The following is a 21,124-nucleotide window of genomic DNA, read 5'->3' on the forward strand; positions in this document are numbered from 1 at the left end:
TTGCGCCTGTCATACCTTGAGTTATCCCGCATTATCCTTCAAGTTTATCAGTTGGAACCACTGGCACTGCAGGTACTACCGGTACCGCAGGTGCAACCGATACTGCCGGTCTGTGGTCCGGAGTTCCCGTTTTCCCTTTAGTCAAACCTTTTATCAACGCCTCTACATCAATTCCCGAGACACTCTTCAGCATTTCCGGTGCCGTCGACATCAGCTGGGTCACATAATTGCTGACCCGGGCCGCTCCTTCACCGTTTCCCGTATCCACCACAGTGAGCTTGTCGATGGATGCCAGCGGCTCGGCAATTTTACCAGCCAGTTCAGGCAGCATCTTCACGATGATGTCGAGCACGGCAGCTTCGCCGAATTTCTGGAACGCTTCGGCCAGCTTCTCTTTGGCTTCTGCTTCTGCGAGGCCGCGCAGGCGGATAACTTCGGACTCCGCTTTACCTTTAGCCAGCTCTGCGTCGGCTGTTGCCTGGCCTTCCAGGCGTTTCTGCTCGGATGTTGCCTTCGCCTGGGTCTCAATGCTGTACTGCAAGGCATCGGCTTCGCGCATCCGCTTGGCCTTATCGGCTTCCGCCGCCTGTTCCACTGCGTAGCGGTCGGCTTCCGCCTTCTTCTTCACTTCCGCATCATACTGCTTCTCGCGCACCTGGATTTCTTTGGATTGCAGGTCGATCTCGCGTTCCTTGCGAACCAGTTCGACCTTCATCTGCTCTTCCACCACCGTCTGCTTGGCGCGTGCCTCCTGGATGTGATAAGCCTGATCGGCTTCCGCCTTGGCTGTATCCTGATCCCGTTTAAAGGCTGCAACCTTCAGCTGATTGTCCTTGGAGGCTTCGGCGATGTTCGTATCCCGCAGCAGTTCAGCCTTCTGCCCTTGCTCCTCGGCGTTTGCCTTCTGGATCCGCGCATCCCGCAGCGCTTCCGCTTCAGCGATTTCCGCATCCCGCTTCACTGCAGCAATCCGCGGTTTACCTAGAGCTTCCAAGTATCCATGCTTGTCGCGCACATCTTTGATGGTGAAGGAGACAATCTGCAGTCCCATCTTCTTAAGATCGCGCGCTGCTACGCCCTGAACCTCCTGGGCAAACCGGTCACGGTTGCGGTAAACCTCTTCCACGGTCATTGACCCGAGAATCGCCCGCAGATGCCCTTCAAGCACTTCCTGCGCCTCGCTCTTCAGCCCTTCTATCGGCTTGCCCATGAACTGTTCGGCTGCCGTTGCCACATCTTCTGTAGAACTGCCTACCTTGATAATAGCCACACCGTCGGCGATAACCGGCACCCCTTGCTCAGTGTATACCTCCGGTGTCGTCACATCGAGCTTATGCGAGAGCAGAGACATGAACTCGGCCTTCTGGAAGACAGGCAGAATGAACGCCCCGCCCCCGCGGACTATCTTGATTTTACGGCCCGAGCCATCATCTGAGATATGATTGCTGCCGAGAAAGGAACCGGTGACAATCATTCCTTCATCGGGTCCGACCGTCTTGTAACGCGCCCAGAACGCAATCCCAAGCACCAGTAGAACCGCTACAACCACAATAGGAATAAACAAATAATCTGGAATGTCTAACCCTAACATTAAGAATCCACTCCTTTTCTCTCTTCAAATTCAGTTACCAGCGCAACACCTTCCCGGACCTCTACCACTACAACCTTAATCCCGGCCGGGAGGGAAAGCTGCTCAAAGCTGGCTGCCGTATGCAGGCTGTTGCCTGCGCCGAACTTCACCATGATTTCGCCATAGCCCTGTGCCGGAATAGGAACGGTAATTTCTCCGATCTTGCCAGGCAGCTCGCTCATGGAGAATCCATTTGACATCTCGCTTTTGTCCATCGGTTTGACGACTCCCAAGTAAAGAACCACCCCCATAAAGGCTGCGATCAGCAAGGACAAGGCAAGAACAGCGCCATCTTCCAGCCTGCTGTAACGCGTGAGCAGAATACCTGCTCCGCCAAATACGGTGACTCCCCCGGCCAGCACAGCAGGGTTCAGGAAATCAAAGGAAGCTACATCAAATATCCCGTCCAAAACATTGCCGATCAGATCTCCCACAATTACGCTGACTACGGCAAAAATGACGCCGAGCGCCAAACAGCCCAAATACAGCGTTTGCATTATTTTCTCCTCCCGTCTATAGTTCCGGACTGTCATACTAGTATAAACGTTCAAACCATGTCCTTGGTTTCACAAACTTGGATGATTATCTCAATATTGTATCGTGGAAGCAGCCTTGAACCCAAGCCGGCCTATGCCAACAGTTTATGCAAAAAAGCCGTCCCCATTACCGGGAACGGCTTGATTTCCTGCCCGGAGCTGCAGCTCTGCAGCTCCTTTATGATGGCGTTCTTACAGCGCCATTGTATAAATTTCTACAACATCCTCACGCTCCAGCTTGCAGAAATTACCGAACGGTCCGAAACGCACCGCTTTGTCAGCCATATTTCCGATTTCGCTGTCATTGATATCATAGTCGCCAAGGGTCTTCGGCGCACCGATGGAATCCCAGAAGCGGCGCAGTGCTTCAATGCCTTCAAGACCGGCTTCTTCATCGCTTTTGCCGGCCGGATCAATGCCGAATACGTTCACGGCCAGCTGGCGGAAGCGGGCTGGGTTCGTACTGAGGTTGTACTTCATCCATTGCGGGAAGAGAATAGCCAAACCGCCGCCATGCGGGATATCGTAGACTGCTGATACGGCATGCTCGATGTTGTGTGTTGCCCAGTCTCCGGCGAAGCCCATGCTGACCATGCCGTTCAGAGCCATTGTGCCGCAGTACATAATCGTTTCGCGCAGCTCGTAATTGTTCAGGTCCCCGATCAGCTTCGGTGCCGTTTCAATAACGGTGCGCAGCAGCGTCTCACAGAAACCGTCCTGTACAGGCGTGTTACCGTCGGTATGGAAATAATGCTCCAGAACATGCGACATAATATCTACCATGCCGTAAACGGTCTGGTCACGCGGCAAAGTGAAGGTGTTCTCGGGATCAAGGATGGAAAATGCCGGGAAGGCATGCACACTGCCCCAACCCATTTTTTCCTGGGTGACTTCGTTGCTGATGACAGAGCCGTTGTTCATCTCGGAACCCGTAGCCGCCATCGTCAGCACTGTGCCCAGCGGCAACGCGGCTTGCGGAGCAGCCTTGCGTTCCACAAAGTCCCACATATCCCCTTCATATTTCGCGCCTACCGCAACTGCCTTTGCACAGTCCAGTACGCTGCCCCCGCCTACGGCAAGGATCAGCTCAATGTTGTGCTCCCGGCACAATGCCACACCTTTATGTACAGTGGACAGACGCGGGTTCGGCTCGACTCCGGCCAGTTCGGTCACGACAGCCCCGATGGAATTCAGCTCAGCCAGCACATTATCGTACAAACCGCTGCGTTTGATGCTGCCGCCGCCGTACATCAGCAATACGTTCTTACCGAATTTCGGGACTTCGGTCTTCAAAGCCTGCAATGTTCCTTGTCCAAAAATCAGCTTGGTAGGATTATAAAATTCAAACTTGCGCATATGGGTAAACCTCCATTAGTTGATGAATGTGATGCAATTTCATATTATAGACCTCCGGCGTGCGTCATTCAAATCACAGCGGCTCCCCGTATCACGCCAAGCTGAACGAACTGTATAAGAAAAGCCCCCAAACCTGCATGGCCGGGGACATAATACTAACATTCAGTTATTTATAGGGCTCCGAAGCTCTGCACAAACCGGCGGAAAGCGGCTTGTCCTTCCGGTGTCCGTTTGTAGACCCCGGCATGCTCCAGGATATGGGTGAACTTGATACCGACCTCATTCTGCACGATTTTGACAGCCTCTTCGTGGTTGTGACCTGTGCCGAAGCGTTCGGCCAGCTCTTGTATCCACGAGGCATGCTGTGCAAGCGCGTGATCAGCTTCACTCTTCACGGCAGCCAGTAGCGGGAGATCTCCGGCAAGCACGCCTGCGACAGCATCCAGTTCTTCCTTCAGTCGTCCCGGCAGAATAGCCAGACCCATAACCTCAATCAGGCCGATGTTCTCCTTCTTGATATGGTGCATCTCCCGGTGCGGGTGGAATATCCCTTCGGGGAATTCCCCGCTGGTCCGGTTGTTGCGCAGCACCAGATCCAGCTCGAAGCCGCCGTCTTCCGCCCGCCGCACGATTGGAGTAACGGTATTATGAGGGGTTTCCACACCGTCAACTTCACTGAAAGCCAATACCTCAGCCTCAGGATCGCTGTAGGATTTCCAGGCTTCATAGAGATCGTTGCCGCATTCCAGCAGCACTGCTGGGTCCGCTCCATGCAAACGCAGGACCGACATCGGCCACTTCACGATGCTGAGGCTGACGCCCGGGTAGGAGGCATGGGTGAACGTCTGCTCTTTCGGTGCTTTCTGGATCGGGAAGGTATGGCGTCCGCCCTGGAAATGATCATGGGTCAGAATCGACCCGCCGACAATCGGCAGATCGGCGTTCGAGCCAATAAAATAATGCGGGAAAGCTTCCACAAAGCTGAGCAGACGCTTCAGCGACTCCTTGGTCAGCTTCATCGGCACATGATCGTGGTGGAATACGATGCAATGCTCGTTATAGTACACATACGGCGAGTATTGTAAGAACCAATTCTCATTGTTCAGCTTCAGCGGAATTACACGCAGGTTCTGGCGCGGCGGGTGATTCAAACGTCCGGCATAACCCACATTTTCGCGGCAGAGCAGGCATTTCGGATAGACCGGCGGAGGGAGCAGCCGGGCCATGGCGATTTCCTTCGGGTTCTTCTCGGGTTTGGACAGGTTAATCGTCATTTCGATATCCCCGTATGGTGATTCCTGCAGCCAGAGCACATTCTTCGAAATCCGGTCCATGCGGATATAGTTGGAATCAATGCTTAATTTGTAAAAGCGGTCGGTTGCCGCCTCAATGCCCTTCTCTGCCGAGAGGCTAAAGAATTGGGCATTGACTTCAGATGGCCGTGCCATCAGCAAGCCCATAATCTTCGCATCCAGCAGATCACGGTACGTATCGGTATTCTCCGGGATCAATCCGGTTTCGAAGCCATAATCAATCAGAATGTCCAGCGGTTCCTGCGGGCTCTCAAGCGGTGTTTCACTGAATTCAAGGGCATACGGCTCACTGAAGCCGAACTGGTCCAGCAGCTCATTGCGGCTATAGTCAACATCGGCAGGCTGGATCAGTTCCTGGTTCAGCGCAAACAGCACAAGCTGTTCGATGGCATGCAGCGCCTTCTCTCCGGCCGGAGCGGTATTAATATCGTTAGGCATTTAAATTCTCCTTAATGTGGTGTAGCGAGTTGTCTGCGTCCTTTTTTTGGGGGGCAGCTGGTTCAATAGAATGCCCGACTACCCCGGACAGCCAGGAGTTATTCTTCTCCGTATCCTTGCGGATTCGCTGAATGCCAGTTCCAGGCGCTCTGAATAATATCCTCAAGATCCGCATGCTGCGGAGTCCAGCCGAGAATGGAGCGGGCTTTGTCAGAAGAAGCTACCAGCACAGCGGGATCGCCGGCACGGCGCTCTTGAATGACAACCGGAATGTCCAGCCCGGTCACCTTCTTGGCAGTTTCGATCACTTGTTTGACCGAGAAGCCGAGGCCGTTGCCAAGGTTGAAGATATTGCTTGCACTGCCGCTGCGCAGATAGTTGACCGCCCGGACGTGAGCGTCAGCCAAATCGCTGACATGGATATAGTCGCGGACGCAGGTTCCGTCTTCGGTCGGATAGTCTTCGCCGAAGACAGCAATGCTCTCCCGCTGCTTCAGCGCGGTTTGCAGCACCAGCGGAAGCAGATGGCTCTCCGGACGGTGGTCTTCGCCAATCTTGCCGCTGGCATGCGCCCCTGCAGCATTGAAGTAGCGCAATGCCACGTATTTGATGCCGAGCACCTTGTCAAACCAGGCCATCATGCGTTCCATGGTCAGTTTGGTTTCACCGTACACATTCGCCGGCTCTGTGCGGTCGGTTTCCTCGATCGGCACCTTTTCCGGTTCGCCGTAGGTTGCGGCCGTGGAGGAGAAGACGATTTTGTCCACACCTGCATGCTGCATCGCTTCCAGCAGACATTGTGTACCATATACGTTGTTGTCATAGTATTTGACCGGGTCCTTCATGCTCTCGCCCACCAGCGAGCTTGCGGCAAAATGGATCACCGCTTCAATCTTGTTCTCCGAAAACAGCTTGGCCAGCAGTGCCTTGTCCCGGAGGTCACCTTCATATAGCTTGCCGCCCAGCAGCGCCTCACGGTGGCCTGTCAGCAAATTGTCGATAACCACAACTTCCTCGCCCCGCTCCAGCAGCTCAGCTACTGTATGAGAACCGATATACCCCGCTCCACCTGTTACCAAAATCGCCATCTTACTTCACTCCTTTCAATTCTTCCACACCATTACCGATACCGCATACGTAGAACTCGCCGACTAGACCGGATCTGGTCGTATAGGCTTCACCAACTTCACGGATAAAGCGTTCGACATCATCCTCATGCACCAGTGATACCGTACAGCCGCCGAATCCCGCACCGGTCATCCGCGAGCCAAGGGTTCCGGGAATCCGCTGCGCTTCCTCAACCATAATGTCCAGCTCCTCGCAGCTTACTTCATACAGATCGCGAAGCGAGACATGGGAGTCATTCATATATTGACCAAACTGCTTCAGGTCATTGTTCTTCAGTACTTCAACCGAGTCAAGCACACGCTGGTTCTCTTCCACTACATGGCGGGCGCGGCGTCTGACGGTTTCATCTGTAATTTTGTGCTGATGGATTTCGAATTGCTGAGGTTTCAGCTCTGCAAGGTAAGACAGGGAAGGAACCTCCTGCTTCAAAATGGACAATGCTTCGTCACACTGGCTGCGGCGTTCATTGTATTTGGAATCCACGAGACCTCTCTTCTTGTTCGTGTTGCTGATCACCAGCTTGTAGGCGCCGGTCACAAATGGAATCAGGTTATACTCCAGCGTATCGCACATCAGCAGAATCGCGTGATCACGCTTGCCGTTGGCTACGGCAAACTGGTCCATAATTCCGGAGTTTACGCCGACATACTGGTTCTCCGCACGCTGGGACAGCAGCGCAATTTCTACTGTATCCGTATCCCCGCCCAGCAGTGTCAGGAACGCGAAGCCGGTAACCACCTCAATGGAAGCGGAGGAAGAAAGGCCCGAACCGTTCGGAATATCACCGTGAAACAAGAGATCATAGCCGCCGGAAACCGGAAGATCTTTCTTTGCCAATTCCACCATGACGCCAACCGGATAATCGATCCATTCCCCTGTTTTGGCCTTGCCGATTTCGCTGTAGTCCATGGACGCTTCGTAAGGAAGATTCGTCGATGCGAATTGAACCTTGCCGTCGCTGCGCGGGCGTACAATCAGTGTAGTTCCGAACTCCAGCGCTGCCGGCAGTACATAACCTCCATTGTAATCCAGATGCTCTCCAATAAGATTGACACGGCCCGGTGCGTAGAAGACGCGTGCCTCTTCGGTGCTCTCCCCATACTTCTCAATAAATTTGCTGTTAAGTTCCTGTATGCTCATTAGTGCCACTCCATCCTTTCGCTGCTCTTGCTTCAACTTGGAATCAGTCTTGCTGTCTTCATGGTTATATTATAATAAAATCAGACTTGCCCTGATAATGCAATCATGTGTGCAATGCATGGATAAATGTGACTTCCGTGTTATAATCGGAGGACGGGCATTTCCAGCGATTACCCGTTCCCAAAGCGGTGACAGCGTTAACTCCAGAAAGGAAGCTTCTTCGTGGAACATACTTATTCCGTAGGGTCAAATCCCGTCTATTATGATAAGCAAAATCTGCATGTACTGTTTGCCGGCGAAAGCCAGACCTTGCCGCTGCACCAGGCCGGTCCAAAAATCTATGACTATTACCTGCTTCACTTCATTGAATCCGGCTCCGGGACCTTCCGCACCGAGCAGCGCAAATATGAGCTGGGACAAGGCGACTGCTTCCTGATCCATCCCGGCCAGCTGGTCAGCTATCTCTCGGACGAGAAGCAGCCCTGGCGCTACCGCTGGGCCGCTTTCACCGGCGCGGAAGCCGACGCGCTTGTGCTCCAGACCGGCTTCAAACCGCAGAAGCCGGTGCTCTCCACCGCCGAAGGCAGTGTCATCCCCGCCGCGATGGCCGGGATGATGCAGGCGTTTTACGCCAATAAGGAGAGCGCCCACCTGACTTCACTCGGCTATCTGTATCTGATCGTCGGAGAAGCCGCTGAGCGGCATATCTCCTCCTCCAGGCTGTCGGGGGCGGAATCACAGGTCAAGCGCACCGTGAAGCAGATGATCCACTATATGGCTTCCCAATATGCTCACCCGGTCTCGATTGAGCAAATGTGCGGCAGCCTCGGCTATAACCGCGCTTACCTGTCGCGGATCTTCAAGCAGGAGACCGGTCTCTCGCCGGTGACCTACCTGCTTAAGCTGCGCATCGAGAAATCGCGCCAGCTGCTGCGGGAACGTCCAGAATTATCCGTAGAGCAGGTTGCAGCATCCGTTGGACTGACGGATGCCTTGTATTTCTCCCGCCAATTCAAACGCTTCTGTGCCCAGTCCCCAACCGCTTACCGCATCTCAACGTCCAGACCCGGGGAGAAGCAGCAGCCTTGAGATCTGTGTTATTGGGGCCAGAATTCTGTACACCATCCTGAACCCAATAAGACACTGCGGCTCGCGCTAGCCGCGTTGATCTCAGTCCACCCGGCAATCCTGCTGAATTCTCTGCACCTTGCCGTGGCACGCGCTGAACCCTCTCACCTTATTGTGCGATGCGCTGCACATGGTATCAAGCTGATTAGTTAACCCCGTATCCCTCCGGAGATAACATGCTGCAAACGGACTCCATAGCCACCATTACGCTGATCCACCTGTCTTTTACGTAAATTTAGACCTCAGAGGCGTTATTTCCCAATATCGGGCGTGTTCTGCCACTTTTCAGATAAAATAACGGCTATACGGTCCGTTTGTGTAAGTTTTGGATGTTTCTCCCTGAAATAACGTCCCCTCAGTCCGATTCACCCCCCCACTTCATCCCCCCTCTATTCCCTAGGTTATGTCCTATCCCTTTCCAAGATTATGCTCTAATCCTATTGTCCAACTACAGCAACAGCCCGTCTTCCGGTCAGGAAGCGGGCTGTGCAGCAATAGGCCCCTAAACGGGATGCATATGGAGGCCATACATGTAGTGGATGCGAAGCTTACACATCACTCTCTGTTTTGAGGATGGTCTCGATCCGATCCAACTCCTCCTGGGTAAAGTCTGCATGGGTCAACGCGGCGATGTTCTCTTCGATCTGGCTCACCCGGCTTGCGCCAATCAGTGCAGAGGTCACTTTGCCGCTGCGAAGTGTCCAGAGGAGCGCAAACTGGGCCAGACTTTGGCCGCGCGTGACAGCCATCTGGTTAAGGGCGCGGATTTTGCGCTGCACCTCTGGCGTAATCCGGCTTTCATTCAGCGCGGTGGACGGACCGGCCGCTCTTGAATCCTCAGGGATACCATTCAAATATTTATTGGTCAGCAGGCCCTGGGCCAGCGGAGTAAACGCAATGCTGCCGACACCGTTCTCTTCCAGCACATCCTGTAATCCACCTTCGATCCAGCGGTCCAGCATCGAATACCTCGGCTGATGTATCAGGAGCGGAGTGCCGAGACCCTTCAGAATGCTGATCGCCTCCACGGTCTGCTCCGCCGTGTAGTTAGATAATCCGATGTATAGCGCTTTGCCTGACCGGACGGCATAATCCAGCGCGCCCATCGTTTCTTCCAGTGGTGTCTCCGGGTCCGGACGGTGAGAATAGAAAATGTCGACATAGTCCAGTCCCAGCCGTTTCAGGCTCTGATCCAGACTGGACAGCATATATTTGCGTGAACCCCATTCCCCATAGGGTCCTGGCCACATGTAATATCCCGCCTTAGTAGAAATCACCATCTCATCACGGTAGGGGAAAAGGTCACGGGCGAGCACCTTGCCGAACAGTTCCTCTGCCGAGCCTGCGGGCGGGCCATAATTATTAGCCAGATCAAAATGGGTAATGCCGAGATCAAACGAACGGGTAATCATCTCCCGGCCATTCTCATAAGTGTCGATCCCGCCAAAGTTATGCCAGAGTCCCAGTGATATCGCCGGAAGCTTCAGTCCCGATCTGCCAGAGCGGTTGTATTGCATAACTTCATACCGTTCATCGCTAGCCACATATACCATTGCTTATCCCTGCCTCTCGTATCCTCAGTTGTCACATCACCCTATTTTAAACCACTGGCGGCCATTGTAATCTTGTAATCTGAAATCACCCGCAGTGATACACACAGGATGTGACCATCTATAAGTTCTCAGAGCTGTTCCTGAACGGCTCCCATCACTTTCCCGATCCGGTCTGTAATAATCAGATCTGCCCTATGGTCATACGGTGTCGGGTCACGGTTCAGCAGCACAGTATGCCGCCCCCGGAAGTAGGTGACGAGGCTGGCTGCTGGCTGAACGGTCAGCGAAGTGCCGCCGATAATAAGCAAATCCGCAGCCGCAATTGCTGCGACCGCCCCAACCAGCACATCATGATCCAGCTGTTCCTCATAGAGCACAACATCCGGCTTGATGATGCCGCCGCATTCCGGGCAGAGGGGCGCCCGTTCAACAGACTGAATCACCTGCTCCAGACCGTAATAACGGTTGCAGCCCATGCAATGATTGCGGTGGATAGAGCCATGCAGCTCCAGCACCACACGGCTGCCGGCCAGCTGGTGCAGCCCGTCAATATTTTGCGTAATGACTGCTTTCAGTTTGCCTTGCCGCTCCAGCTCTGCCAGCAATAAATGGGCACCGTTTGGCTCTGCCTCCGGGTGAATCATTTTGCTGCGGTAGAAATCAAAAAAAATGTCCGGCGAGGACATAAAAAAACTGCGGCTTAGCATCACCTCGGGCGGATAATGCGAGTTATGCTCAGTCTGGTATAAACCCGCCGCTGAGCGGAAGTCCGGAATACCGCTCTCCGTGGATGTTCCGGCTCCTCCGAAAAAAACGATGTTTCCGCTGTCCTTGATCCAGGAAGCCAATGTTTGCAATGAATCCATAGTCTGCACACGCACCCTTTCTACAAGTTATTTGTTAACAGGTAATGCGGAGCTCATGAAAGCCGGAAACGACGATGTCGGCATCCTGCAGATGTCCAGCCGCTCCGGCAGGAGAGATGCCGACCGATAGACGTAAGCCCGCACCTTTGCCGAGCTGCATATCCGCATTGCTGTCACCGATAATAACAGTCTGCTCCGGCAGCAAGCCCAGTTCCCGGCAAGCGGTTTCGGCCATCTCCGGATCCGGCTTGCCATTCGAAACCCGGTCCCTCGTGACAATAGTATGGAAGTAACCGGTTATTCCAAGTAAGTCCAGCTGCTCACCTGTGGTCTTGTCACCATCAGATGTAACCACACCCAGCTGTAAGGAAGCATCGGCACATTGCTGCAAGAACGGCAGCAGGTCCGGCAATGGCTCGATTGTGCGGCGTCTGCGTATTCCATTCATCGCATCCTTGGCAATGGCCTTCACACGGACCAGCGCCTCATTCCAGGGAACTCCGGCAGTGTACAGCTGCCACGCGAGAATGCCATAACTCTCTTCCGTAGTTGCCATAGAGAGAGGTCCGGAAGGATCATAGCCTATTACCTTCCCTTCAGCATTATGAGTTGTGCCAAGCACCTTGGACAGATCAACATGCGATCCGGTACCGGTAAGGGCAAGCTCATTGCCGAGACCTAGCAGCACCTCCTCCGCCCAGCTACCCCAAGTGGCGAGCAGGTCAAGCAGTGTTCCATCCTTATCAAACAATATGCCTTGGCAAGGCACAGAGAGATCCTTTACATGCAACAGTGGCATCATACGTCTCCTCTCATCTATCTATAGCCATGATGACTATCCCGCTACCGCAAATTTCCCATCCAGTCCAGCATCGTTCGTGCTGTGCGGGCCTGCTGATCATCCTCGGTAATCGTTGCTGTACCGTCACCTTTTTGCGGCCCATAACTTCCAAACTGGGCATGATTTCCGCCCAGAATTGAGAAATATACCGTATTGCCCGGCAGATAGGAACGTCCCTCGTTGTATTTGTCCCTGTCAACAACCTCATCCTCCGTACCGAGCAGGGATAACACGGACAAGGTAGTGTCCTTCAGACTGCCTTTCTCATCTGGATAGGAGGCGAGAAAAAAAACACCCTTCAGCTGATCCGGATGCTCTGACGCATAACGGGACGCCATCACACCGCCCAGTGAATGACCGCCGAGCACAAAAGACTGCTTGGGATGCACGCGGATGATTTCATCTGCAGCATCGCCCTTGATGACCGCGAGATTCAGCGGCATCCGGGCTATATAGAATGGATGCCCGGCAGCGGCAATCCGTTTGGCCAGCGGGGCATAAGCCTCCGCTTCCACCAAGGCACCGGGGTAAAAAATCACTGCCGTCCCCAGAATGACCGCGGGCTCGAAAGAGATCCAGTTGTCGTTCTGCTCAACAGACACACCTCCGGCGGACACTAGCGCAGACTCGGCCTTCTCTGCCGGAGTATACGGGGTTAAGTATTTCCACAAGAGAAACCCCGCCACAATTAAAAACAAAAGCAGTGCTATGAGGATGCTGCGTCTGGTGATTCTTTTTTTCAATAGTGTTCACTCCCGGGTACTGCATACAAAAATTATAGAGGAATCAAGTAAATCAAACAACCTTCAACACATCGCCACAATTGAGTCTTATGATAGCGCTTACCATTGTGATGTATTTCACAATTTATTCTTCGAAAATCTTGTATTTTAAAATTAAAGTAATTTCCACAGTGCATAATTTGGAGGTTAGGTCATGACCAGGGAAAACACGCTGGAAACGCGCGGAGAAACTTTTTTCCTTAACCTGCGTTTCATGCTTATTGTTACCGTATTTGTAGGCAACGCCATTGAACCTTTGATTAGCCGCATGGATGGAATGCACAGTCTTTATATGTGGATCTTCAGCTTTCATATGCCGCTCTTCGTGCTGGTAACCGGCTATTTCGCCAGAAAGAGCCTCACCGGGTCCGCAGGCCGCAAGGTGCTGCTGCAGATCGCAATGCAATATCTTATTTTTCAAAGCCTATACTCAGCACTGGACGTTTCCCTCTTCCATGTATCCAATATCCATCACTCCTTCTTCGCCCCTTATCTGCTCCTATGGTTCCTGGCCAGTCACGCCTGCTGGCGTCTCCTGATGCTGGGGATGGGTAAATGGTCCCGGGCGGCACAAATCGCCTTCGCCGTAGCGGCGGGAGTGGCCGTAGGATATTTGCAGCTTGACGGGGTCTGGTTCAGCATCAGCCGCACCTTCGTATATTTACCCTTCTTCGTAATCGGCTATCATTTTTCATTCAGTACCTTTGCCAAATGGGTTCAGAAGTATGTCAAAATTGCCGCAGCCGCATTCTCTGTCCTGATTTTCGCCCTCCTGGGAGTACTGGGCTCCGGGTTTCCAATGGGCTGGCTGTACGGAAGCATGACTTATATGCAGCTTGGGGCAGGCGAATGGTATGCGGGTCTATACCGGCTGGCAGTCTACGCTCTGCAATTCACCGCTTCCCTGGCTTTTCTGGGCTGGGTGCCTTACCAGGTTAGCCGCATGACTGACTGGGGCCGCCGCACACTCTATGTCTTTCTGCTGCATGGCTTTATCGTGCGTTTGGCCGCCATTTCCGGAGTGTATGCCTATATCGGCAATGCCGCCGGGACAGCTCTTCTGTTACTCTGCGCAATCCTCTTTACGGTGCTGCTGGCCCAGCCGGGGGTAAAACGTCTGCTCCACCCGATTGTCGAGCCTTCTGTCGACTGGATGATCACCCTGCAGCGGACCGCCCTGCGCCGCACACCCTGACTCTAGCGCGCTATAGAGGCAGCAAGCTCCGTCTTCTAACGATGCGCACAGCTGTTATTTTCCTTATTGAATAGTGAACATTCGCGGAACGTCCACTCAAGCTCTTACCTATGATCTTTCGCAGCAATAAAAGGGGGGTGTCTTAAAAGCCAGTTCATTCGGCTTTTGAGACACCCCCTTAATGGTGGAGAGTAGTTAGGCTACAGGTTTGCTACATCCTGCTCCATTGTATATTTCACCCGCATTATAATATGCTGCTCGTAATCTCCGAATTGACGGCCAAACAGGTTCAGCCCGCCCTGATGAACAGCATCGGGGTTGATTCCAATACGCAGCCGCAATTTGGGACTCCGGTGAATCAGAAGATCATTTAAGGTAACACCTGACACCTTCTCCATATCGAGCGTCGTCTTGTCATGATCAACACGCCAGGTCTTGAGAAACCCGTATTGTGTGGATCCATCCCACCACCAATTCGGATTCAGTTTGCCCCGCCGGTCACCGAAATCACCGGGACTGGTCCACATGCCGATCTCCGAACCATTCACCCATACGGATATGTTTGAAGGCCAGTTCTGATCATAATTTGGAGCTTCGGAACACATCTCCATAGACAGCTCAAGCGATTCAATCCGCGCTCCAGAGGGGATATCCATAGGCAGCAAATATTCCAGGAATCCTTTGCGGAGCCAGATCAGCTGTGCGTTGACATGTTTGGGGTGATAAAAGCTCGACGGTTCATCATCCTTAATAATAAGGCCCTCACTATTAGCCATCCCGCATGTAGGAGAAACCTCACAATCGCTGTAATGGCCGATCGGCATCTCTACTTCATAAACATGGGTTACTCCCGTCGGCATCGGCTCTTTCAGATTTAAGGCAATGTGGAGATCATCGTAATTCCTGCTGCAGACTTTCATCGCCCCGCGGGAGGCGGGAACTAGTTCGGTATGAATTAGCTCTGCCGCTTCCAATACTTTGATATTGCTCGCTACCGTCGAAACCGGAAGCTTCAGCTTCTCGGCTATTTCGATAATATTTAAGTTTTTAGAGTTTAAGAGCCGAAGTATATCAACCCTCGAACGGGTTGATAAGGCATGGGTCACCGTGACCAGTTTGTCCGGGTCGTTTAAGCTAAGTTCCAGCACAATTCAGCTCTCCTTATTTCCTAATCATTATATTTATCTTACTTCTTAATGAACTGAAAAACAATTGAAATGACCTATCCCCTAATTCACAGGTTTGATATCAATGAAATCAATCTCTCCGTATCCTTCGCCTTTCGCAAACCGGATCTTGTTCTGTCCTGCCTTCAATTGAACCCGGGCTGTCGACAGCCCCCAGTTCTCCCAGCCTTTATTGGTGATGTAAAACGGGCTGAAAGGTCCTGAATTGACACTAAGCTGAAGATTGGACCAATTCCCGCCAGCCGTTCCGTTCGCCGTCCGGGCCAAAAGAATATATTCGCCTGCAGATGCCGCCTGAACTGAAAATTCCACGTAGCTCGCCGCTGTATCCAGATGACCCGCTTTAAGACCTCCCGAGCCCTTGGGGCTGGCTGAGGCATAAGCCTCTCCACCAAATATCCCCTCTTCCCCTTCATAACGGAAATGAGGGGCTTCGCCGGACGGCAAAGCAATCGGGCGGTCAGGATCTGCGGGAGCACCGAGATTAGGCGTCTGGTCGGCATTCCAGTTGAAGGGCTGCGTGCGAACCTCGCGGTTCCATCCGGCTCCCCTGTATTTGGCGGCATGGTAGACGATCCAGTCCTCCGTGCCGTCTACAGATGTAGTAAACGAATGATGCCCCGGCCCGTAAAGTCCGTTTGCTGAACTGAATATAGGCTGGCTGCGTTTAACCCATGATGCGGGATTCATTAGATCACTGGATGTGTCTGCTGTGATCAGCCCCAGACAGTAATCATTGGTCCAGCTTCCGCTTGCCGAAAAGACCAGGCTGATGACACCCCCGCGCTCGATTACCTGCGGTCCTTCATTTACATGCGGGGAATGGTTGGTTTCCCAGCTATGGGTGGGTCTTGAAATCTCTACGCGGCCGGAATCAATCGTCCAAGGATTGCTCATATGGGCAATGTAGAGATTTTGCCGCACATTGACATCGCCCTCCCAGCCCGACCAGATAAAATACAGCCCGCCATTCACTTGCAGCACAGTGCCGTCTATAGCCCATTTGTCGGCCGCATCTGTGATCCGGCCCTTAAACTGCCAGGTTCCCGTTGTCGGATCGGCGGAGGTATTCTCCATGACATACATCCGGTGGTTCACATTGTCTCCGTCATCCATCGCGTAGTAGATGTACCAAACCCCGTTAATATAATGCAGCTCAGGTGCCCATATGCCGCTGCCGCCTGTATTCACAACCTTAGTGGGGGCAGCATCTATCGTAGTCAGCTGGGCGGACTTCCAGAGGGTAACATTGCCGCCGGTTGTTTTGGTGAAATAGTAGAACCCGTCTGTATGCTTATAAACCCACGGATCCGCTCCGTCCTGCATGACTACGTTGTAGAAGTTGTTATGGCCGGGGACGGCATATGTCTCCTGACCCATTGGAAGAATAAGGAGTACGCCTATGGCCAGCAGCCACTTATTGCGGACATTTCCCTTCATAACCCTTCACGTTCCTTTCGGATGATGTTAGAAGGCTCTACTCTTCGATGGCTGCCTTGCGCGAATTAATGCGGCGAATCACTTCGGGATCAAATTTCGGCTGCCGGTCATAGGTATACAGGCCATTCACTTCCTGCTCCACGTCATATAGCTGGGTATAGCAGAAGCCGAACATCATCGGATGATCCAGCAGAACCTGGGTCAGTCCCTCGTAGCGTTCAATAAACGCTTCTTCAGTTGCCGGCCGGTCCCCATAACCCCAGGACTTCTCGTCCTTCTGCTGCGGATTCCACCAAATCCCGCCGTACTCGCTGATGAAATAAGGCTGGCCTTCATACGTTTGCCGGTCCGGGAAGGTATTGAACACTTCTCCGCCATCCTTCATCGGTTCATATCTTTCCCGGAAGGTCTGCGGGTTCTGATCATAATCATGCAGATCAAAAATATCCGTCACCACATGGAAATTGCCGCTTGTATCAATTACAGGGCGCGTCGGGTCTATTCGTTTCGTAACCTCATATACAATCCGCAGCACATCGTTATTTTGCTTGGTGCCGTCTCTGTCCCAGGTCTCGTTAAAAGGACACCAGCCGATCAGCGCAGGATGATTGTAATCCCGCTGCATGCCCTCAAGCCATTCCGGAAGAAATTGGGCCAAGCTCTCCGCTCCAGTGATATTCAGCCCCCAATTCGCATGCTCTCCCCATACCAGATACCCTAATTGGTCAGCCCAATACAGAAAACGCGGCTCGAAAATCTTCTCATGAAGTCTCGCACCATTAAAGCCCAGTCCCATGGAGATTTCGATGTCTTTGCGCAGATCCTCATCGCCTGGAGCGGTATAGATCCCCTCCGGATAAAATCCCTGATCCAGCACAAGACGCTGAAACACCGGTTTTCCGTTGATCAGGAATTTCATTCCATCCAGCAATACGGTTCTGAGGCCAAAATAAGAATCGACCGTATCGCTCTCCCGGCCCTGTGTATGCAGGGACAGCTTCAGATCATATAGTCTGGCGTTGCCAACCTCCCACAGGTGAACCTCCGAGAGCGGGAGGGTAAGTTTTACGGAGTGTCTGGAGACAAGGATACTGGTCTCCCCGACGGATCTGCCGTCATACAGAGCAGAAGCGGTAAGTGTGCCTCCCGATACATTTCCGTGCACCTTGACTTCGAGATGCACGCTAGCATTGTCGGGATCGGGGACAACCTTCATGTCCGATAAATAAGCGTCGGGCACCTGCTCAAGCCAAACTGTCTGCCAGATCCCCGTGGTACGTGTGTAATCGCAGCCATGCGAGTGGAACCCTTCACTTTGTTTGCCCCGCGGCTGGCGTCCGGAACGGACATCGTCTTCAGCATAGACGGAGATGACATTTCCGCCTGGCAACAGATTGGAGGTAATATCAAAGCTGAACGGAGTGTACCCGCCGCGGTGCGTGCCTACAGAGACTCCGTTAACCCATACCTCCGCCATGTAATCAACTGCACCAAAATGCAGCAGTGTTCTGCCATTGGTCCAGTTCACCGGCAAGGCAAACTCCCGTTTATACCATACGGCTGCCATAAAATCTGTATATTCTACGCCGGACAGCTTGCTTTCCGGACAGAAGGGAACCGTTATCATTCCCGAGAGATCATGTTCTTTGTCATGGTAACCGCGTTCTTTTCCGCTTTTGCCATGATCAATTTCAAATTGCCATTGACCGTTGAGATTGATCCACTCGGGCCGGACAAAGCCGGGACGGGGATATTCAGGACGAGGAATCGTTGGTAGATGTGCCATTGTGTAGCTCCTTTTGTGAAATATTATTTATTATGGATAAACATCATAATATTGCGAATGGCTTCAAGCGGCGCTTTGGGTGTTCTGTCATAAGTGAGCAACCCATTGATTTCCTGTTCGACATCTGTCAGCTGGGTATAGCAGTAGCCTTGAATCACCGGTGAAGTGAACATCGGGTCCACCACTGCCTTAAGCTTAATCAGGAAGTCCTCCTCATTCTCTGCTCCCGAATAACCCCAGCCCTCCCAGTCGCTTTTCTTGAAGGCAATCCCGCCAAACTCCGATACGAGAATCGGCTGGCCTTGATAGGAAGCTCCACCGACAAATATCTTGCGGTTCGCCGGCATCGCATTCACGGCGGATTCTGCCGTGGCATATCTTTCTTCCAGCACTTCCTGGCGACTCTCATAGTCGTGAATGGTTACCAGATCCGTAGTCATATGCTCCCAGCCATCGTTATAGATAACGGGTCTCATCTCATCCAAAGATTTTGTTAAATGATACATTGCCAGTCCATGCTGCTGCTGGCGTGTATCAATCTGGACATTGGGAACTCCCCAGCTCTCATTCAGCGGAACCCAGGCCACGATGCTTGGATGATTATAGTCCCGCTCAATGATCTCCTGCCATTCGCTGGTGTACCGCCGGACATACTCTTCAGAATATTCATAGGCATTGGCTGCTTCACTCCAGACGAGCAGGCCAAGCTTGTCGCACCAGTACAGGAAACGGGGATCTTCTGTCTTCTGGTGTTTTCTTACTCCGTTAAATCCCATTTCCTTCGCCAGTTCTACATCACGCTTCAAGGCTTCGTCCGTAGGCGCGGTTAGAATTCCCTCCGGGAAGTATCCCTGGTCCAGCACCAGTCTCTGGAAATACGGGCGGTTATTCAGGCACAGCCTGCCGTCCTCAATAGATACCTTGCGCATGCCGAAATAACTCACAGCCTCATCGACTACCTCGCCATTCCGAAGCAGCTCGAATTGAATGTCATACAAATTCGGATGCTCGGGGCTCCATAGGCGTCCAAGACCATGATCCGTAAAATCACCCAGTCCGAGGGTCCGTTGCTGCTCGGCATTCCTGATCGCGTATTGATCTTCCGCAACCACTTCACCGCTATACGATACCGTTATGCGAAGTTTAAGCTCATCTGCAGCCTTAAACCCCTGGAGGAACGTCCGGATGCGGATTTCATTGCGGTCAATGTCAGGCGTCAGCCTAGTTTTGCTCAGATGTACCGCTGCCAACGGCTCGATCCAGACACTCTGCCAGATTCCGGTCGTGCGGGTATAGAAGATGGCAGCGGACTGTTCCAGCCAGTATTGCTTGCCCCGCGGCAAGGTTACATCCCGGCTGAAGTCTTCCGCCCGCAGCACAATGGTGTTGCTTCCTTTAATCAGCGACGGTGTGATATCTGCCTGAAACGGCGTATGACCGCCTGCATGTGACGCCACCAGTTGCCCGTTTACCCAGACCTTTGCCAAATAATCCACTGCACCGAAATGAAGGACAAGCCGCTTGCCTTCCCAAGCCTCCGGGACCTCAAAGCTTCTTCTATACCACACCACATCATGAAAAGAGGGATCTTCAATGCCGCTCAGCTTGCTCTGAAACGCAAAGGGCACTTGGATGGTTTCTGTAAATAAAGCGGGAGCATCGGCCAGGTACCATCGTTCATCCTCACCAACCCGTTCATCATCAAAACCAAAATCCCATTCTCCGTTCAAGCTCAGCCACTCTTTGCGGAGAAACTCGGGCCTTGGATACTCCGGACGCGGAACTTGTGTATTGCTTGCCTCTGTCAACATGGTGTACTTCACTCCTGTTTATTAATTTCCATTTCATTTTATATAGTCTATTGCCTCATCCTTTGATCGAACCTACGTAAACCCCTTTAACAAAGTATTTTTGCAGGAAAGGATATACCATTAATATAGGAAGCGTAGAAACGACAATCGCACAATATTTAACGAGTTCGCGGAAAGCCGTTTGGCTCTGCGCACTGTCGATGACTACTCCACCTGCGCTGCCGATCGAGGTTGCGGTTGCGTCATTGGCTACTAATATTTCCTTCATTAATAACTGCAGCGGGAACAGCTCTCTGTCTTTCAGCAGCACCATCGCATTAAACCAGGAGTTCCAATTCCCGACAAGGTAGTATAAAAAGATTACGGCCAGCGTGGCTTTGGACAAGGGCAGAATGACTTTCGTTAGAATATGGGCCTGGCTTGCCCCGTCAATCGTAGCCGCTTCTTCCAATTCCTGCGGAATGGCCTGAAAGCTGGTCCGTAAGATAATGATGTTCCATGTGCTTAAAGCGCTTGGCAAAATCATGGCCCACAAATTATTGTATAAGCCGATATCCTTCATTAATAAGAACCAGGGAATCAGCCCTCCGCCAAAAAACATGGTGATCGTAATCAGGATCATGATAAAGTTTTTGAAGTATAAATCTCTCCTGGATAACACATAGGCACCCAGTATGGTCATGATCATATTGACTAACGTGCCTAACCCTACATAGATAATCGTGTTTTTGTACCCGTTGATCAGACTGTTGTCTTTAAACACCAGCTTATAGCCGTCCAAAGTGAATCCCAGCGGTCTCAGCAAAATTCCTTTATGAGCCACTAAGGAGCCCGGGTCGCTGACGGAAGCAAACAAGATATGCAGGATAGGATAAAAGCACACCAGCGTTAATGCGGTTAATAAGGCATACAGGACGAAATCGAATATTCTGTCCCCTGTGGATCTATGCTTCCTGATTTTTTTCTTTTTAGGCTGCAGGTTATCTTTCATGGC

General features: G+C 52.3%; 17 protein-coding genes. 2 read left to right on the forward strand and 15 right to left on the reverse strand.

Annotation, left to right across the window (positions count from 1 at the left end; all coding sequences use genetic code 11):
• Positions 1 to 31 precede the first annotated feature (31 nt).
• The 6 genes from floT to AC3WT9_RS16025 form a co-directional block, all read right to left on the reverse strand.
• Positions 32 to 1,591: a flotillin lipid rafts scaffold protein FloT gene (gene floT, locus AC3WT9_RS16000; protein WP_341091165.1), complete on the reverse strand. Its 1,560-nt coding sequence runs from the start codon at positions 1,589 to 1,591 to the stop codon at positions 32 to 34.
• On the reverse strand, positions 1,591 to 2,127 hold the full coding sequence (locus AC3WT9_RS16005; RefSeq protein WP_341091164.1) for an NfeD family membrane protein: 537 nt from the start codon (positions 2,125 to 2,127) through the stop codon (positions 1,591 to 1,593). Before AC3WT9_RS16005 ends, floT begins: the two co-directional genes overlap by 1 nt.
• 231 nt (positions 2,128 to 2,358) lie before the next feature.
• Positions 2,359 to 3,522, reverse strand: coding sequence for an iron-containing alcohol dehydrogenase (locus AC3WT9_RS16010; protein WP_341377794.1), 1,164 nt, complete (start codon positions 3,520 to 3,522; stop codon positions 2,359 to 2,361).
• A gap of 170 nt (positions 3,523 to 3,692) precedes the next feature.
• The gene (locus AC3WT9_RS16015) at positions 3,693 to 5,273 is read right to left on the reverse strand and encodes a UDP-glucose--hexose-1-phosphate uridylyltransferase (RefSeq protein WP_341091162.1); all 1,581 of its coding nucleotides are present in this window, start codon (positions 5,271 to 5,273) and stop codon (positions 3,693 to 3,695) included.
• Between the two features lie 98 nt (positions 5,274 to 5,371).
• On the reverse strand, positions 5,372 to 6,361 hold the full coding sequence (gene galE / locus AC3WT9_RS16020; RefSeq protein WP_076111435.1) for a UDP-glucose 4-epimerase GalE: 990 nt from the start codon (positions 6,359 to 6,361) through the stop codon (positions 5,372 to 5,374).
• 1 nt (position 6,362) lies between these two features.
• Positions 6,363 to 7,541, reverse strand: coding sequence for a galactokinase (locus tag AC3WT9_RS16025; protein ID WP_341091161.1), 1,179 nt, complete (start codon positions 7,539 to 7,541; stop codon positions 6,363 to 6,365).
• A gap of 222 nt (positions 7,542 to 7,763) precedes the next feature.
• Between AC3WT9_RS16025 and AC3WT9_RS16030 the strand changes: the two genes are divergently transcribed.
• On the forward strand, positions 7,764 to 8,630 hold the full coding sequence (locus AC3WT9_RS16030) for an AraC family transcriptional regulator (protein ID WP_341377792.1): 867 nt from the start codon (positions 7,764 to 7,766) through the stop codon (positions 8,628 to 8,630).
• A gap of 587 nt (positions 8,631 to 9,217) precedes the next feature.
• Here the strand turns inward: AC3WT9_RS16030 and mgrA are convergent.
• From mgrA to AC3WT9_RS16050, 4 genes are all read right to left on the reverse strand, one after another.
• A complete protein-coding gene (gene mgrA, locus AC3WT9_RS16035; RefSeq protein ID WP_341377791.1) occupies positions 9,218 to 10,222 on the reverse strand; it encodes an L-glyceraldehyde 3-phosphate reductase in 1,005 nt (334 codons plus the stop codon).
• 128 nt (positions 10,223 to 10,350) lie between these two features.
• Positions 10,351 to 11,088 carry an NAD-dependent protein deacylase gene (locus AC3WT9_RS16040; RefSeq protein WP_341377790.1) on the reverse strand — a complete coding sequence of 246 codons (738 nt, stop codon included), beginning with the start codon at positions 11,086 to 11,088 and terminating at the stop codon, positions 10,351 to 10,353.
• A 34-nt stretch (positions 11,089 to 11,122) separates the two neighbouring features.
• Positions 11,123 to 11,890 carry an HAD family hydrolase gene (locus AC3WT9_RS16045; protein WP_341377788.1) on the reverse strand — a complete coding sequence of 256 codons (768 nt, stop codon included), beginning with the start codon at positions 11,888 to 11,890 and terminating at the stop codon, positions 11,123 to 11,125.
• Between the two features lie 41 nt (positions 11,891 to 11,931).
• On the reverse strand, positions 11,932 to 12,672 hold the full coding sequence (locus tag AC3WT9_RS16050; protein WP_341091154.1) for an alpha/beta fold hydrolase: 741 nt from the start codon (positions 12,670 to 12,672) through the stop codon (positions 11,932 to 11,934).
• A 193-nt stretch (positions 12,673 to 12,865) separates the two neighbouring features.
• Between AC3WT9_RS16050 and AC3WT9_RS16055 the strand changes: the two genes are divergently transcribed.
• Positions 12,866 to 13,906, forward strand: coding sequence for an acyltransferase family protein (locus tag AC3WT9_RS16055; RefSeq protein ID WP_341091153.1), 1,041 nt, complete (start codon positions 12,866 to 12,868; stop codon positions 13,904 to 13,906).
• 200 nt (positions 13,907 to 14,106) lie between these two features.
• On the opposite strand, the gene AC3WT9_RS16060 is transcribed toward AC3WT9_RS16055, so the two are convergent.
• From AC3WT9_RS16060 to AC3WT9_RS16080, 5 genes are all read right to left on the reverse strand, one after another.
• Positions 14,107 to 15,054 carry an ArsR/SmtB family transcription factor gene (locus AC3WT9_RS16060; RefSeq protein ID WP_341377787.1) on the reverse strand — a complete coding sequence of 316 codons (948 nt, stop codon included), beginning with the start codon at positions 15,052 to 15,054 and terminating at the stop codon, positions 14,107 to 14,109.
• A gap of 81 nt (positions 15,055 to 15,135) precedes the next feature.
• A complete protein-coding gene (locus tag AC3WT9_RS16065; protein ID WP_341377786.1) occupies positions 15,136 to 16,533 on the reverse strand; it encodes a family 43 glycosylhydrolase in 1,398 nt (465 codons plus the stop codon).
• Positions 16,534 to 16,570: 37 nt separating this feature from the next.
• Positions 16,571 to 18,319 (reverse strand): glycoside hydrolase family 2 protein, encoded by a 1,749-nt coding sequence (locus tag AC3WT9_RS16070; RefSeq protein WP_341377785.1) that lies wholly within the window; start codon positions 18,317 to 18,319, stop codon positions 16,571 to 16,573.
• 23 nt (positions 18,320 to 18,342) lie between these two features.
• Positions 18,343 to 20,130 (reverse strand): glycoside hydrolase family 2 protein, encoded by a 1,788-nt coding sequence (locus AC3WT9_RS16075; protein ID WP_341377784.1) that lies wholly within the window; start codon positions 20,128 to 20,130, stop codon positions 18,343 to 18,345.
• Between the two features lie 55 nt (positions 20,131 to 20,185).
• Positions 20,186 to 21,121, reverse strand: coding sequence for a carbohydrate ABC transporter permease (locus AC3WT9_RS16080; protein WP_341377783.1), 936 nt, complete (start codon positions 21,119 to 21,121; stop codon positions 20,186 to 20,188).
• Positions 21,122 to 21,124: the final 3 nt, after the last annotated feature.

The sequence above is a fragment of the Paenibacillus sp. EB106-06-01-XG199 genome, assembly GCF_058791575.1.